Here is a 14,592-nt window from a genome sequence, read left to right as displayed (position 1 = left end):
GGCCGGGGCGTCGGGGTGGGCGTCGGTGCCCATGGGCCGTCCCGTTGCGGCTCCCGGACGCCGGGCGCCGGGTCCTGGGTCGGCGCGGGCGGAACGGCGTGGTTTTGCGCGGCCGCCGGTGGGGCGGCCGCGGGTGGGGCGGCCGGTGCACGGCGCGGCGTGGAGGTCCGCCACCCGGCGACCTTCTTGTCGCCGACCTCTCCGTTGGATCTCTGGGGCAGCCGCTGCCCTTCGTCCTGTGCGGGGACACGGTCGTCGTCGCGCTTGGTGTCGTCGTCGCGCTTGGTGAGGTCCCGGCGTGCAGGCTCGACAGCGGCGGGCGGCTCCTGCCGGACGTCCCGGCGCGTCTCGCCCTCCGACCAGACCTGATCGCGCCGTGGCTCGCCGGGTTCGGCTGCCGCGCGTCCGGCGACCCGGACATCGCCCTCTTCGCCGGCCGGACGCACCTGCTCCGCAGCGGCGGGGTCCGCTTCGGGAGGCGTCCCAGCAGGCTGGGACGACGACGCCTCGCGTGGTTCGGGAGGCTGGACGGGGGCGGCGCTCACGACCTGTTCCGCGGCCGGGCGGACGTCGGGCGCCGCGGGCTGCTGCGGCTGCTGAGGGATGTCGGGACGGGTGGTGGGCGGGGCCGCGGCGTGCCAGACCTCGGCGGGCGCGCGGGGGCGGCGGACTCCGGAGGCCAGAGCACGCTTGCCGGAGCCGGGTGCGGGGGCCGGGGCGGGCGGGGGGACGTCCATCTGGGGGGCCGCCGAGGGGTGTTCGAGTTCGGCGGGGACGGCCTGGACGTCGTCCTCGTGGGAGATGTCGCGTGTGGTGCGGCGCCAGGGCTTCGGCTGCGCCGTCGCGCCGTGCACAGGCGCAGGCGCGCCGGGTGTGGTCGAGCCGGGTGTAGGCGCGACGGGTGTGGTCGTGCCAGGCGCGACGGGCGCGCGTGCGGCGGGCACCGGGCCGGGGGCAGTGGGCGCAATGGGTGCGCTGGGGGCGGCTGGGGCGGTGGGGGTGTCGCGCTGGGCGGCGTAGTCGGCGAGGGGCGGGGGCGCCGTGGCGGCGGACGGGCGCGGCAGCAGGACGGGGACGGCGGCCGTGTGAGCGGCCGCGGGCTGCGCGGCCGTGTGCTGGGCGGCGGCCGCTGCCTGCTTGCGCTTGCGGCGGGACTTGATCGCGGCGCGTTCCGGAGCGGCGACGGGCGCGGGGGCCTCGGGGCGGCGCCAGACGCGGGCCACGATGACGACCTCGCGGGGTTCGCGGATCGGGGTGAGGCGGCACCAGGTGCGGGGCTCGGCGAGGTAGCGGGTCTGCGAGATCAGCAGCTCGGTGAGGCGCTTGCCCTCGATGACCGGACGGGTCGCCAGCCAGGTGAGGACGCCGGGCGGGACGATGTACAGCACGTGCCACGGCGACTCGAAGGGGACGCCGACGACCTGGAGCAGGACGATCCAGGGCACGAAGACGCCCAGGAACACGCCGATCTGGACGAGCGGCAGCGGCATGGGCAGCCGCAGGTCGTACAGCTTGTACAACCGTTTCTCGATGCGCCAGATGTTCGTGTACGTGGGTAGATCCACGCCCCTACTCCCCTAACTGCGCGAGCACGGGTCCGCCTGCCGATCCTCCGTCCGGGTCAGGTGACGTCCACGCCAAGGGCCTTGGCTATCGCCTTGGCCGTGGTCTCGATGATGTTGGGCACGTAGAAGACCACCCCGATCCCGATCGCCAGCACGATGAATTGGACGAAACGCGTGATCTCGCGGGTGAACAGGAAGAAGATCGCCACAATGGAGACGATCACCAGGAAGAGCGGACCGAATATCTGACGCAGCCAATCGGCGAGCTGATCGGTTTTGAGTTCGTCATTGGGCTCCGCCAGGATTTCGATCGGAATCGACGCCATGATGTGGTGCAGCATCGACTGACTACCTTCCTTGGTCGGCGGATCGGCTGGGGGCTGGTTTCCTCAAGTCGCGGCCTCTCATGATGCGTTGGGTTCCGTGGTGCCGCGAATGTCGCGCACGAGCCAGGTCGCGCCCTTCTTGACCATGGTGAGCCGGTAGGTCTGCTCCAGTTCGCCGCCGCCGCCCTGGGCGAGTTGCCACACCACCGTGGCGGTGACGGTGCGCTCGCCCGCGGAGCCCTTCGGCGCGACGACCTCCTTGACCTGCATGAATCGGACGGTGTTGGCGAGGCCGGCGATGGTCGTCCCGTCGGAGAAGCGGGACAGGGCCGCCTGGTTGCCGGTCGCGTACTCCTGGAAGAACGTTCCGAGGAACGGCTGGAGTTCGCTTTCGAGCGCGGTGTCGCGGTCTTGGACGCCGCCTTGGGGAAGCTTGGCCTTGATCGGCGGGGGAAGGAGGGCGGGGCGGGCGGACACGACCAGGGAGCCGTTCCTGTCGGCGTAGACGGGAACGGCGAGGCGAAGCCACTTGTCGGCGGTGCGGGCGAGCAGGATGACGGTCGCGTTGCTGGCGTCGCGGGCGTCGACTCCGGCGACCTGGACGGACTGCACCTGCATCTTGCCCGCACCGTTCCAGCCGAATTGCGGGTCGGCGCCGTCGGGCAGGAACGTCCGCAATTGGGTCTCGCGGGCGGGGGCGCTCTTCTGGTCGTAGCTGAGATAGACGTTGGCGAACTGGAGGGCGAACGCGCCCGCGGCGCTGCTGGGGAAGCCGGTGCCCTTCGCGGGTCTCTGCCCGGCGGCCGGGGTGGCGGGCTCCTCGTCGGAGGTGAAGCGCTCGAACGGGGCGCGGACGCCGTTGACGAGGATGACGAGGATGAGGGCCCAGAGCACGGCGCGTCCGACCCAGACCCACCAGCGTCCGCCGGACCCGCCCCAGCGGCCGCCGCGCGGGCCGTCGCCGCCGCCTCCGCGTCCGCCGCGCCTGCGGTCGGCCCGGCCGCCGGAGGGCAGGCCCCACGGGTCGGCGGACGACGCGAGCGCCCGGCCGGGCGGCGCCGTCTCGTCGACTACGGCGGTGTCACGGCCGCGTCCCACGGCCGACCTGCGAGCCATCCTGCCTCCGCTCGCGCCTCGCCCCCGGTCGGCGCGGTCCTGTGTGCCTGGTCGTGTTGCCCGGTGGCCTTTCTGAACCCACCCCGGGCCCAGCGTAACCACGAGCGTCAATTGTTCCAGCGCATCGCAGTGAAGCACAGTCCCGGCACGCGGTTGTGGATAATGCAATCCACCTCAGCAGGAACTGGGAAGATTGCCAAACGGTGACGATCCTCTATCCAAGGCTCCGAACGGTGCGCAGACCCAGGATCCGGACAAGCGCCGCGACTCGGGAGTTGGTTGGTTACCGGGTGACGTCCTCGACGGCAATCTGTTCCCCAATGAACCCGGTAAAGTGTCGGTTTCGGGACGTCTACCATCAAAACGCCCAGCTCAGCGGTCACGCGGATCGCACCGGACTCAACGACCTCAGGAGCCTCACAGGCACCTCGCCGGGCTCGGCTGTTGTCAAAATCACACAGGTCACGGCCCTGTTCAGATACTGGAGGCGGGCGTGAGCCCACGGCGAGCCGTCCGAATCGTCGGCGCGGCCGGGCGAACCGGTGTGGTCAGACGTTGAAGCGGAATTCGACGACGTCGCCGTCCTGCATGACGTAGTCCTTGCCCTCCATGCGGACCTTGCCCGCCGTGCGCGCGGCGGCCATGGAACCGGCGGCGGTGAGGTCGCCGAACGAGACGATCTCGGCCTTGATGAAGCCGCGCTGGAAGTCGGTGTGGATGACCCCGGCCGCCTCAGGCGCGGTGGCGCCCTTGCGGATCGTCCAGGCCCGGGACTCCTTGGGGCCTGCCGTCAGGTACGTCTGCAGGCCGAGCGTGGCGAAGCCGATCCGGACGAGCTGCGACAGCCCCGACTCCTCCTGGCCCATGCCCTGCAGCAGTTCGAGCGCCTCGTCGTCCGGCAGCTCGATCAGCTCCGCCTCGATCTTGGCGTCCAGGAAGATCGCCTCGGCGGGGGCTACCAGGGAGCGCAGGCGCGCGCGCAGGGCCTCGTCGGTCAGCTCGCTCTCGTCGAGGTTGAAGACGTAGAGGAACGGCTTCGCGGTGAGCAGGTGCAGGTCGCGCAGGAGCGTCAGGTCGATCCCGGCGGCCGCGCCGCCCGCGAACAGCGTGACGCCGTCGTCCAGGAGCTTCTGCGCGGCGTTGACGGCGTCGACGACCGCGAGCTTCTCCTTGTCCTTCTTGGTGCGGGCCTCCTTGTCGAGGCGCGGCAGGGCCTTCTCGATCGTCTGGAGGTCGGCCAGGATCAGCTCGGTGTTGATCGTCTCGATGTCGCGGGACGGGGCGACGTCGCCGTCCACATGGGTGACGTCCGGGTCCTCGAACGCGCGGATGACCTGGCAGATCGCGTTGGCCTCGCGGATGTTGGCGAGGAACTTGTTGCCGAGCCCCTGCCCCTCGGACGCGCCCTTGACGATGCCGGCGATGTCCACGAACTCCATCGTCGCCGGGATGATCTTCTGCGAGCCGAAGATCTCCGCCAGCGCGTCCAGCCGCGGGTCGGGCACGCCGACCACGCCGACGTTGGGCTCGATGGTCGCGAACGGGTAGTTGGCGGCCAGCGCGTCGTTCTTGGTCAAAGCGTTGAACAGGGTGGACTTGCCGACGTTGGGCAGCCCGGCGATTCCGATGGAGAGGCTCACGGCGGTCAAGTTTATGGGCGTCGCGCGACCCCTTGGGCTGCCCAGATCATCCGATGGGCCGCTGGTTGGTGAACAGTGGGCCAAATGTCCGAGGCCGGGGGCCGAGCGGAGCGAGTCGTTTGGTTGGTGGCTGGGTGGGGGCTGGAGGACGGTGGCCGAGCGGAGCGAGTCGTTTGGTTGGTGGCTGGGTGGGGGCTGGAGGACGGTGGGCGTACCGGCGAGTCGCGGTCGCCGTTCGCGGCCGCGCTGTCACGATGAACGAATGGACCTCGCGCTGTTCGCCGGACTCCTCGTCGGCGCCGTGTTCGGCGTCGTCGCCGGGTACGCGCTCGCGACGAGCAGGCAGGGCGCGCTGATCGCGCGGGCGCGGGCGGCCGAGGAGAAGCTCGCCTACGCCGAGGAGCGGATGGCCGAGCACTTCGAGAACCTGTCCGCGAAGGCGCTGGACGCGAGCAACCAGCGGTTCCTTGAGCTGGCTGACGCGCGGCTCAAGGCGGCGGGCGTCGAGGCGGCCGGCGAGTTGCAGCGGCGGCAGCAGGCCGTCGAGCACCTGGTCGCGCCGCTGAAGGAGACCCTCGCGAAGGTGGAGGAGCAGCTCCGCGAGGTCGAGACGGGCCGCCGCGAGTCGCACGCGATGCTGGCCAAGCAGGTCGACTTCGTCCGGCAGAGCTCCGACCAGCTGCGCCGGGAGACGCAGTCGCTGGTCCGGGCGCTGCAACGGCCCGAGGCGCGCGGGCGGTGGGGCGAGCTCCAGCTCCGCCGCGTCGTGGAACTCGCCGGGATGACGCACCACTGCGATTTCGACGAGCAGGCCAGTGCCGTGACCGTCGACGGGACGGTCCGTCCGGACATGGTGGTGCGGCTGGTCGGCGGTAAGAGCATCGTCGTCGACTCCAAGGTCTCCCTGGCGGCGTACTTGCAGGCCGCCGAGAGCGGCGATCCGGTACGGCTGGACGCGCACGCCCGGCATCTGCGCGACCATGTCGACCGGCTGGCGGCGAAGTCGTACTGGCAGGCGTTCAGCCCGGCGCCGGAGTTCGTCGTCCTGTTCATTCCGGGCGAGGCGTTCCTGGCGCCCGCGCTCGACCGCGACCCCAGTCTGCTGGAGTACGCGATACGGCGGCGCGTGCACATCGCCACGCCGACGACCCTCATCTCCATGCTGCGGACGGCGTCCTACGCATGGCAGCAGGCCGCTCTCTCCCGGAACGCCCGCGCCGTCTTCGACCTCGGCAAGGAGCTGTACGAGCGCCTAGGGACGATGGGGCAGCACGTAGACGAACTGGGCCGCGCCCTGACCGGCGCCATCAAGTCCTACAACCGGACGATCGGAACGCTGGAGACACGCGTACTTGTCAGTGCGCGCAAGCTGAACGAACTGGGCGTGGTCGAAGACGAACTGGACGGAGCCCGTCCCGTGGAGGAAAGCCCGCGCGCGCTCTCCGCAGCGGAACTCACCGCACACGACGAACCGTTCGACGCCTTGGAGGACGCAGCAGAGGCGGAAGACTCTGGGGACGCCGACCTTAAGGACGACCGCATGGCCGATGAGGAATGGTCCCAGCCTGGACCAGCCGCGGAACCGATAGGTTTCGGCGGACGGGCCGTCCCCGAGCAGAGTGATCGGCGAAACACCCATGAGCGAAGCGAACCGGAGGACGGCCGGGCGCGCATGCCGGGAGGCGTGGGGAGTCCTCCGGCGACGGGCCGTCCCTCCGGCGGGGAGGGGTGGCGATGAGTTCATCGACGGTACGCGACGCGCCGGGCGGCGCCTCGCCGGCCCTGGAGGGTCCAGTGGGACGTGAGCGCGGCGGCTCCTCGGGACGGGCGCGCTCCGCGGCCTCCCCGGGCGGCCCGATCAGCCTCACCGGGCGCGGCGGCATCGTCGTCATGTTCGGCGCCGGGGTGGTGTGCGGGCTGCTGTCGCGCTGGTTCGGCGTGCCGCTGCTCGCCGGCGGCGGCTTCGCGGTCGGCTGCGCCCTCGCCGCGTTCGCCACGCGTCCCGCCGACCTGCTGACGCTGGTCGTCAGCCCGCCGCTGGTGTTCTTCGCCGCCACGTTCACGGTCGTCGTCGTCAGCACGCTCGGCGACGGGTCGCTGCTGCGCGGCGTGACCGTCGGCGTCCTCACCGCGCTCGCGTCCACCGCGCCGTGGCTGTTCTTCGGCACGGTGCTGGTGGTGGTCATCTGCCTGGCCCGCGGGCTCAGGACGAACGTCAGGGAACTGCGGGACAAGCTCGCCGGGGTCCGGCTCTTCGAGAAGGAGGAGAACGAGAACCCCGTGCGCTGGGACGAGTCCCCCACCACGGCCCAGGACCGCCGCCGGCTGCATCACGGCGACGTCGACTAGGACGTGGACCAGCAGGTCAGACGGGCGTGATGCGGAGGTTCTTGCGGAGTTCCTTCGGGAGCGAGAAGCGCATGCTCTCCGGCACGGACTCGATCTCCTCCGCCCTGCCGAAGCCGCGCTCGTACAGCCAGTCCAGGACCTCCTCGACCAGCTCGTCCGGGACGGACGCGCCGCTGGTGACGCCGACCGTGGTGACGCCCTCAAGCCAGGCCGGGTCGATGTGCTCGGCGTAGTCGACGAGGCGGGCGTCGGCGGCGCCGTGCTCCTTGGCGACCTCGACCAGCCGGACGGAGTTGGACGAGTTCGTCGACCCGACCACGATGACGAACTGGGCCTGCGCCGCCATCTCCTTGACCGCGACCTGCCGGTTCTGCGTGGCGTAGCAGATGTCGTCGGACGGCGGGTCCGTCAGCTTGGGGAACCGCTCGCGCAGCTTCTCGACGGTGGCGATCGTCTCGTCCACCGAGAGGGTGGTCTGGGACAGCCACGCCACCTTCTCCGGGTCGCGGACGGTGACGTTGGCGACGTCGCCGGGGCCGTCCACGAGGTGGATGTGGTCGGGCGCCTCGCCGGTGGTGCCGATGACCTCCTCGTGGCCCTCGTGCCCGATCAGCAGGATGTCGTAGTCCTGGTCGGCGAACCGGACGGCCTCCTTGTGGACCTTGGTGACCAGCGGGCACGTCGCGTCGATGGTGCGCAGGTTCAGGCCCTTGGCCTCCTCGTGCACGGCGGGCGCGACGCCGTGCGCGGAGAACACGACGATGGAGCCCGCGGGGACTTCTTCGGTCTCGTCCACGAAGACGGCGCCGCGCTCCTCCAGCGTCTTGACGACGTGGACGTTGTGGACGATCTGCTTCCGGACGTAGATCGGGGCCCCGTACTTCTCCAAAGCGATCTCGACCGTCTGCACAGCGCGGTCAACGCCCGCGCAGTAACCACGCGGCTTGGCGAGCAGGACACGACGCTTGGCATTTGCGGTCATGCCTCTATCGTACGAGTGACGGCCAAAGGCCAGTACGGCGGCGGACGCGGCCCGCCGGGCGGGTGGGGCCCGCCGCAGGTGGGGACGAGATGCCGGTGGGCGCGCCCTGTGATTGACCGCACGCCGCTTTTGGACGGAAATCCATTAACCCGGGGTGACCACGCTCGCACCCATGGGGCAGAGTGACATTCGACAAGACAACGCCGCCTGACCCGGCCGTACGACCGATCCGGTGTCCCTGTCGGCGAGGAAGAGGAAAGACGATGACGAGATCGCCGCGCCGCCTCAAACAGCAGGTGCAGGACACGGTGGGCGAACAGGTGCGCGACCTTCCGCTGCACGCCGTCCGGCTGGCCATGTTCGGCGTGGGCCGGGCGCTGCTCCTCGGCGACCGGGTGACCCGGGACTACAAGGAGATCACCGAGGGCGGCGGGGTGAAGCCGGTGCTCGGACGGCTGCGCGACGACGTCCAGGGCACGGCCGAGAAGGTCGTCGGACGCGTGGTGGAGCGGGTCCGCGGCGAGGAGCCCGGGGCCGAGCCGGAGCCCGTCCGGCGCACGCGGGTCGCCGAGCCGCCCGCCCGGCCGGGGCCCGCCGCGAGGAACGGCGCAGGGAACGCCGCCGCGGGGAACGCCGGTGAGGAGATCGCGATCGGCAAGCCGGGCGCCGGGACGCGGCACACGCCGAAGCACGCCCGTCCGGGGGCGCCGCCGAAGCCCGCGAAGCCCGGCGCGCTGGGCAGGCACCACAAGGCGGCGGAGAAGGAGAAGGCGAAGCCCGCCGCCGCGCCCGAGCCGAAACCCGAGCCGAAGCCCGAGCAGCGGCCCGCGCCGAAGCCCGAGGCGGGGCCGGCGCCGAAGCCGAAGGCGAAGCCCGCGCCGCGCCCGAAGGCCGCCGATTCCGGCGCGGCCGCGAAGAAGGGCGAGGACGAGGCGAGGTTCGAGCCGAAGCCGGAGTCCAAGCCCGCCGCGCCGGCCGAGGCCGAGCGCGTCGCGAAGGACCTGCCGGTGCCCGACTACGACAACGCCACCCTGCCGCAGCTGCGGGCGCGCCTGCGCGGCCTGTCCGTCGACCAGGTGAAGCTGTTGCGCGAGTACGAGCGCAAGCACGCCGCCCGCGAGGACGTCATAGGCATGTACGAACGCCGCATAGCGAAACTCAACGGCAGCAGTTGAGCCAATGGGAAGGGCCCCGGTCGCCGACCGGGGCCCTTCCCATGTGCGGGGACGCTGGTCAGGCCGGGTCCGGGGGCCTCGCGTGCATGGATGCCTCCGTTTCGGGGGTCAGGGAGCACGTGTCTCCGCTGCGCCGAGGAGTTTGTCGAGGGCGGGCAGGGCCGCGGCGACGGCCGCGCGCTCGTCGGCGGTCAGGTCGGCGAACCGCTCCGCGAGGAAGCCGATGCGGCGTTCCCGTCCTGCGGCCAGCCGGTCGCGTCCCGGCTCGGTGAGCCGCACGGTGACGACGCGGGCGTCGGCCCCGTCCCGGCCGCGCGCGACGAGCCCGTCGCGTTCGAGCCGGTTGATCTGCGCGGTCATGGTCGGCATGCGGACGCCGTGCTCGGCGGCCAGCGCCGTCATCCGGCGCGGGCCGTGCTCCAGGGAGCCGAGCACGGACAGCTGCTGGCTGGTGATCGGCTGGTCGGCGCTGACCCGCCTGAGCATCAGCACGACGTGGCGCAGGCGCAGGTTGAACTGCTCGGCGAGCTCGCGTTCGGATCCGGTCACGATGACTCTCCTCGGAGTTGCTCAACTGGTCTAAGTTAGCTGGGCTAAGGATGTGAAGGCCGTGCCCTGTGCCCTGCATGGCATGCCGTCCGTCCGGCGGGTGCGGCGTGCGCAATAGGCTTCCGGCATGGCGATGGAGACCACGGCCGAATCCCCCGTCCCGGTGCGGACGGTCCTGCAGGCGGTGAGCGGCTGGATCGGCAGGCTCGGCCGGATCTGGGTCGAGGGCCAGATCACCGACCTCAACGCCCGCGGCGGGACGGTCTACATGACGCTCCGCGACCCCGTGGCGAACATGTCGGTGCGCGTCGTTGGGCCGCGCGCCGTGTTCGAGGCGGCGGGGCCCGCGGTGACGGACGGGGCGCGCGTCGTCGTCCACGCCAAGCCCGACTTCTGGATCAACCGCGGGACGTTCTCGCTCAGCGCTCTGGAGATCCGGCCGGTCGGCGTCGGGGAGCTGCTGGCCCGGCTGGAGCGGCTCAAGCGGGTGCTCGCCGCCGAGGGGCTGTTCCGGCCGGAGCGCAAGCGGCCGCTCCCGTTCCTGCCCGCCAAGATCGGGCTGATCTGCGGGCGCGACTCCGACGCCGAGCACGACGTCCTGCAGAACGCGCGGCGGCGGTGGCCGGCGGTGGCGTTCCGGGTGGAGAACACCGCGGTGCAGGGCCCGTACGCGGTCGGCGAGGTCATGGAGGCGCTGCGGGCGCTCGACGCCGATCCCGGGATCGATGTGATCATCATCGCGCGTGGCGGCGGCGCGATGGAAGACCTGCTGCCGTTCTCGGACGAGACGCTCGTCCGCGCGGTCTCCGCCGTCCGCACGCCCGTGGTCAGCGCGATCGGGCACGAGCAGGACGCCCCGCTCCTCGACCTCGTCGCGGACGTGCGGGCGTCCACCCCGACGGACGCGGCGAAGAAGGCCGTCCCGGACGTGCGGGAGCAGCTCCAGCTCGTCCGGCAGCTCCGCGACCGGGGGCGGCGCTGCCTCGCGGGCGGCGTGGAGCGGGAGCTGGCATGGCTGCGGTCGATCAGGTCGCGGCCCGCGCTGGCAGACCCGGTACGGGAGATCGAACGGCAGTCCGAGCAGGTCATGGCGCTGCGCGACCGGTCGAGGCGCTGCCTGTCCGGCGCGCTGGACCGGGCCGGGGACGAGCTGTCGCACACCCGCGCCCGGCTGCTGGCCCTGTCCCCCGCCGCGACGCTGGAGCGCGGGTACGCGATCGTCCAGCGGGAGGACGGGGCGGTGGTGCGGGAGTCGGCGGCGGTCAAGGACGGCGAGCGGCTCCACGTCCGGCTGGCCGAAGGCCGTCTCGGCGTGACCATCACGGAGCGGGGAGAGTCCTAGGGTGGGGCAGATGGCGGACGACAAGGAAACGGCGGAGAAGCCGTCGTACGAGCAGGCGCGCGACGAGCTGGCGGACGTCGTCAAGCGGCTGGAGGCCGGCGGGCTGACGCTGGAGGAGTCGCTCACCCTGTGGGAGCGGGGCGAGCGGCTCGCGGCCGTGTGCGAGGAGTGGCTCGAAGGCGCGCGGGCCCGGCTGGCGGCCGCGCTCGACCGTCCGGAGAACGGCGACGCCGCCGCACCCTTCTGATCAGGAGCGCGGGAGCGTCGGGGTCGCCGAGGGCGTGAGGCCGACGTCCTTGCGGCTCTGCGGTTTGAGCGACGCGGCCAGGAACGCCAGCTCCTCGTAGGACGCCGTGCCGGTCACCACGAGGCTCACCCCGTTCGGCAGGGTGCGGGCGAGGGAGTTCGCCTTCTTGTCCTTGCGGTGGTATTTCGTCCAGGCGACGCCGTTCACCTGCTGCGTCCCGGTCGGCTTGCTGCTGTTGGTCATGCGCGGGACGTACTCGGACGCCTTCTCGTTGCTCTGCTCCAGCGCCGCGTACTCGTCGCTGGGCGTCACGAACCCCAGGTGCCAGGCGACGGGCTCCTTGCCGTCCGATTCCAGGCCGGAGAGCCGGGAGCTGGTCGGGCGCCACCGCGACGAAAGCCCTTCCGGGGCGTACGAGGTGTACGGCGCGTCGTTGCGCATCGCCCACAGCTGCGTGCCGTAGTTGACGGTCGGCAGGACCTCCTCGTTGCTGCGGGGCGTGATGGCGTAGATCGCCAGGACGACCAGCAGGCACGCGCCCATCGCCATGGCGAAGCCGCCGAGCCCGGTGGTCAGCCGCTTGTGCACGCCCGGGCTCACCTCGATCACGGGCCGCCCGCCTGCGACGCCCCCGGATGCGTTCTCGGATGCGTTCTCGGTTGGGTCCTCGCGCCGGGTGTCCGCTGTGCCCGGGGCCGAGGACGGGGTCTTGTCGGTCACCCCTCCAGGATCCCGCACCCTCAGCGCTGCCCCGTACGGGGGTTCGTGATCGTCCCGACGATGGCCATGATCTCGTCGGCGAGGCGGCGGGCGGCGTCCTCGTCGTCCATCAGCGAGATCTCCGACACCGCGCCCGCCATCGCGCCGGTCAGCACCACGACCAGGGCCTCGTCCACGCCCCCGTCGTCGGCGGTGTGGAACAGCGCGGCGCTGCGGCGGGCCCACTTGCCGAGCCGCTGCCGCATCACGCGGTCGAATCCGGGCGGGCCGTCGCCGGAGATGAACAGCCGGGAGACGTCGCGCTCCTCCAGGCAGCCGTCGAGGTAGGCGCGCGCCCCGGCGAGGAACTGCCGCATCGGGTCGGTCTCGCCCGCCTCCCGGACGGCGTTGATCGCCTTGCGGGTGCGCTCCTGCTGCCCGACCTGGAACTCCTCGAACAGCGTCAGGTACAGGTCGGCCTTGCCGTTGAAGTGGTGGTACAGGCTGCCGACGCTCGCGCCCGCCCTCGCGACGATGTCGGTCACCGCGGCCTGGGCGAAGCCCGACTCGCAGAAGACGTCCCTCGCCGCGGCCAGCAGGGCGCCGCGCGTGGCGGCACCGCGGTCGGAGGGGCGTGCGGGGGCGTCGGCGGTCCCCGCGTCCCCGTCGCGTGTCACCTCGCCGGACGGCACGTCGATGTGGCTGCTCATGTCGCCTGAGATTACGCCCTCTCCCAGGGGGAAACGATCCCTTGCCTGCGCGGCCGCCGAATCCGGCGGGGCGCGCGGGCGCCGCCGTCCGCGCAGGTACGATCCATGACCCCGGCTGGTCTGGTCCAATTTGTGGCCGGGCGTCCCGTCCACGGAGAATCCGAGATATCACCGACCGAAGGGCTGGGCCGCCATGTCCGATGAGACCACCGTTTCCTCCCCGCTCACCACCGAGCCCGCGGCCCCGGACCGCAACCTGGCGATGGAACTGGTCCGGGTGACCGAGGCGGCCGCGATGGCCGCGGCCCGCTGGGTCGGCCGCGGGGACAAGAACGGCGCGGACGGGGCCGCCGTGAACGCCATGCGCCAGCTGATCAACACCGTGTCGATGCGGGGCGTCGTGGTGATCGGCGAGGGCGAGAAGGACAACGCGCCGATGCTGTTCAACGGCGAGGAGGTCGGGGACGGCTCCGGCGCCGAGTGCGACGTCGCCGTCGACCCGGTGGACGGGACGCGGCTGACCGCGCTCGGCATGAACAACGCGATCGCGGTGCTGTCGGTGGCGCCGCGCGGTTCGATGTTCGACCCGTCCGCCGTGTTCTACATGGAGAAGCTGGTGACCGGCCCGGAGGCGGCGGACGCCGTCGACATCGAGCGCCCGATCGCCGACAACATCCGCGCGGTCGCCCGCGCGAAGGGCTCCTCGCCGCAGGACGTGACGGTCTGCATCCTGGACCGTCCGCGGCACGAGGGCATCGTGAAGGAGGTCCGCGAGGCCGGGGCGCGGATCAAGTTCATCCTGGACGGCGACGTGGCCGGCGCGATCATGGCGTGCCGTCCGGGGACGGGCGTCGACGTGCTGCTCGGCATCGGCGGCACCCCGGAGGGCATCATCGCGGCGTGCGCGATCAAGGCGCTGGGCGGCGTGATCCAGGGCCGGCTGTGGCCGCAGGACGACGAGGAGCGGCAGCGGGCGGCCGATGCCGGCCACGAGCTCGGCAAGGTGCTGACCACCGACGACCTGGTGACGTCCGACGACGTGTTCTTCGCCGCGACCGGCATCACCGACGGGGAGCTCGTGGACGGCGTCCGCTACAGCAAGGGCACGGCGGTGACGCATTCGCTGGTCATGCGCTCCCGCAGCGGGACGATCCGGACGATCGACAGCGAGCACCAGCTCGGCAAGCTCCGCGCCTACAGCGCGATCAACTTCGACACGGCGGTGTAGGCGGGCCTAGCCGCCGCGGGTGAAACGTCCGCGGACGCGTGCCCGAAGCGTGCGCTTCGGCGCCCGGACGCGCACGGAGCCGAAGATCAGGGTTCCGCCGACCTCGATGGTGGGGCCGTCGGCGACGGGACGGGCCCGCAGGTCGCGGGCGGTGAGGATGGTGCGTCCGGTGACGTCCACGCGGACGCCGTCGGGCACGAGCAGCCGGATCCGGCCGCCGAGGACCAACGAGTCGAGCACGATGTGGCGGCGCTGGAGGACGGCCTCGCGCAGATCCAGTTCGACCGTCCCGAACAGGGCGAGCAGGGGCAGCTTCACGGGGACGACCCAGCGCCCGTCCCGGCGGGTGCGTCCGAAGAAGACCGAGACGGGGCGGTCGTCCACGAGGATGGGCTGGGCCTCCTCGGGGCTGAGGTCGCCGGTGAGGCCGGTGAGTTCGCCCAGCGTGCGGGCTGCGTAGGCGCGGGCGGTGCGGTCGGCGTGCTCGTCGGCGGTGAGGCGGCCGTCGGCGAAGGCCTCCCCGAGGACGGCGGCGACGCGCTCCCGGTCGGCGTCGGACGCGCGCAGATCGCGGACGCGCGTCACCTTCTCGGCTGCCGGCCGCGGCCGGCCGTCGGGCTGGGGGACGTCCACACCACGAGGTTAGCCCCCGGCGGCGGCCCCG

At 71.9% G+C, this 14,592-nt stretch carries 15 protein-coding genes; 6 read left to right on the top strand and 9 right to left on the bottom strand.

Translation table 11 applies throughout. From position 1 onward, the window contains the following. The 4 genes from ACH34T_RS18005 to ychF all read right to left on the bottom strand — a co-directional run. Positions 1-1,565, bottom strand: a 1,565-nt coding sequence (locus ACH34T_RS18005; RefSeq protein ID WP_395993279.1) for a TcpE family conjugal transfer membrane protein, incomplete at its 3' end; no start/stop codon positions are given. 56 nt (positions 1,566-1,621) lie between these two features. Beyond that, positions 1,622-1,891 (bottom strand): hypothetical protein, encoded by a 270-nt coding sequence (locus ACH34T_RS18000; RefSeq protein WP_395993291.1) that lies wholly within the window; start codon positions 1,889-1,891, stop codon positions 1,622-1,624. A 78-nt stretch (positions 1,892-1,969) separates the two neighbouring features. After that, positions 1,970-3,007: a conjugal transfer protein gene (locus ACH34T_RS17995; protein ID WP_395993278.1), complete on the bottom strand. Its 1,038-nt coding sequence runs from the start codon at positions 3,005-3,007 to the stop codon at positions 1,970-1,972. Positions 3,008-3,555: 548 nt separating this feature from the next. After that, complete coding sequence (gene ychF, locus ACH34T_RS17990; protein ID WP_395993277.1) at positions 3,556-4,647, bottom strand: redox-regulated ATPase YchF; 1,092 nt, start codon at positions 4,645-4,647, stop codon at positions 3,556-3,558. Between the two features lie 262 nt (positions 4,648-4,909). Between ychF and ACH34T_RS17985 the strand changes: the two genes are divergently transcribed. Then, a complete protein-coding gene (locus ACH34T_RS17985; protein ID WP_395993276.1) occupies positions 4,910-6,385 on the top strand; it encodes a DNA recombination protein RmuC in 1,476 nt (491 codons plus the stop codon). Further along, positions 6,382-6,996, top strand: coding sequence for a DUF6542 domain-containing protein (locus ACH34T_RS17980; protein ID WP_395993275.1), 615 nt, complete (start codon positions 6,382-6,384; stop codon positions 6,994-6,996). The genes ACH34T_RS17985 and ACH34T_RS17980 overlap by 4 nt, the downstream gene beginning before the upstream one ends. Positions 6,997-7,012: 16 nt before the next feature. On the opposite strand, the gene ACH34T_RS17975 is transcribed toward ACH34T_RS17980, so the two are convergent. Continuing rightward, a complete protein-coding gene (locus ACH34T_RS17975) occupies positions 7,013-7,978 on the bottom strand; it encodes a 4-hydroxy-3-methylbut-2-enyl diphosphate reductase (RefSeq protein WP_395993274.1) in 966 nt (321 codons plus the stop codon). Between the two features lie 263 nt (positions 7,979-8,241). Here ACH34T_RS17975 and ACH34T_RS17970 point away from each other — a divergent pair, with 263 nt between their 5' ends. Then, positions 8,242-9,153, top strand: a complete 912-nt coding sequence (locus ACH34T_RS17970) for a hypothetical protein (protein ID WP_395993273.1) — start codon at positions 8,242-8,244, stop codon at positions 9,151-9,153. Between the two features lie 108 nt (positions 9,154-9,261). On the opposite strand, the gene ACH34T_RS17965 is transcribed toward ACH34T_RS17970, so the two are convergent. Then, entirely contained in the window at positions 9,262-9,702 is a 441-nt protein-coding gene (locus ACH34T_RS17965) for a MarR family winged helix-turn-helix transcriptional regulator (protein WP_395993272.1), read from the bottom strand. A 127-nt stretch (positions 9,703-9,829) separates the two neighbouring features. On the opposite strand from ACH34T_RS17965, the gene xseA reads away from it, so the two are divergent. Then, entirely contained in the window at positions 9,830-11,044 is a 1,215-nt protein-coding gene (gene xseA, locus ACH34T_RS17960; RefSeq protein WP_395993271.1) for an exodeoxyribonuclease VII large subunit, read from the top strand. A gap of 10 nt (positions 11,045-11,054) precedes the next feature. Beyond that, a complete protein-coding gene (locus ACH34T_RS17955) occupies positions 11,055-11,291 on the top strand; it encodes an exodeoxyribonuclease VII small subunit (protein ID WP_395993270.1) in 237 nt (78 codons plus the stop codon). Here the strand turns inward: ACH34T_RS17955 and ACH34T_RS17950 are convergent, their stop codons facing one another. Next, entirely contained in the window at positions 11,292-12,011 is a 720-nt protein-coding gene (locus tag ACH34T_RS17950) for a DUF4245 domain-containing protein (protein WP_395993269.1), read from the bottom strand. 20 nt (positions 12,012-12,031) lie between these two features. Then, positions 12,032-12,700: a TetR/AcrR family transcriptional regulator gene (locus tag ACH34T_RS17945; protein WP_395993268.1), complete on the bottom strand. Its 669-nt coding sequence runs from the start codon at positions 12,698-12,700 to the stop codon at positions 12,032-12,034. Between the two features lie 193 nt (positions 12,701-12,893). Between ACH34T_RS17945 and glpX the strand changes: the two genes are divergently transcribed. Next, a complete protein-coding gene (glpX, locus tag ACH34T_RS17940; protein WP_395993267.1) occupies positions 12,894-13,928 on the top strand; it encodes a class II fructose-bisphosphatase in 1,035 nt (344 codons plus the stop codon). 6 nt (positions 13,929-13,934) lie between these two features. On the opposite strand, the gene ACH34T_RS17935 is transcribed toward glpX, so the two are convergent. Next, entirely contained in the window at positions 13,935-14,561 is a 627-nt protein-coding gene (locus ACH34T_RS17935) for a DUF1707 domain-containing protein (protein ID WP_395993266.1), read from the bottom strand. Positions 14,562-14,592: the final 31 nt, after the last annotated feature.

The organism is Actinomadura sp. 9N215 (assembly GCF_044326345.1).
Classification (GTDB): Bacteria; Actinomycetota; Actinomycetes; order Streptosporangiales; family Streptosporangiaceae; genus Spirillospora.
Note: the sequence above shows the minus strand (reverse complement) of the source record. Positions and strands in the feature narration are given on the sequence as shown.

Excerpts from the sequence above, each read along its gene's own strand:
- ACH34T_RS18000 (WP_395993291.1), bottom strand. The coding sequence starts at position 1,891 with ATGGCGTCGATTCCGATCGAAATCCTGGCGGAGCCCAATGACGAACTC.
- ACH34T_RS17995 (WP_395993278.1), bottom strand. The coding sequence starts at position 3,007 with ATGGCTCGCAGGTCGGCCGTGGGACGCGGCCGTGACACCGCCGTAGTC.
- ACH34T_RS17985 (WP_395993276.1), top strand. The coding sequence starts at position 4,910 with ATGGACCTCGCGCTGTTCGCCGGACTCCTCGTCGGCGCCGTGTTCGGC.
- ACH34T_RS17980 (WP_395993275.1), top strand. The coding sequence starts at position 6,382 with ATGAGTTCATCGACGGTACGCGACGCGCCGGGCGGCGCCTCGCCGGCC.
- ACH34T_RS17975 (WP_395993274.1), bottom strand. The coding sequence starts at position 7,978 with ATGACCGCAAATGCCAAGCGTCGTGTCCTGCTCGCCAAGCCGCGTGGT.
- ACH34T_RS17970 (WP_395993273.1), top strand. The coding sequence starts at position 8,242 with ATGACGAGATCGCCGCGCCGCCTCAAACAGCAGGTGCAGGACACGGTG.
- xseA (WP_395993271.1), top strand. The coding sequence starts at position 9,830 with ATGGCGATGGAGACCACGGCCGAATCCCCCGTCCCGGTGCGGACGGTC.
- ACH34T_RS17955 (WP_395993270.1), top strand. The coding sequence starts at position 11,055 with ATGGCGGACGACAAGGAAACGGCGGAGAAGCCGTCGTACGAGCAGGCG.
- ACH34T_RS17945 (WP_395993268.1), bottom strand. The coding sequence starts at position 12,700 with ATGAGCAGCCACATCGACGTGCCGTCCGGCGAGGTGACACGCGACGGG.
- glpX (WP_395993267.1), top strand. The coding sequence starts at position 12,894 with ATGTCCGATGAGACCACCGTTTCCTCCCCGCTCACCACCGAGCCCGCG.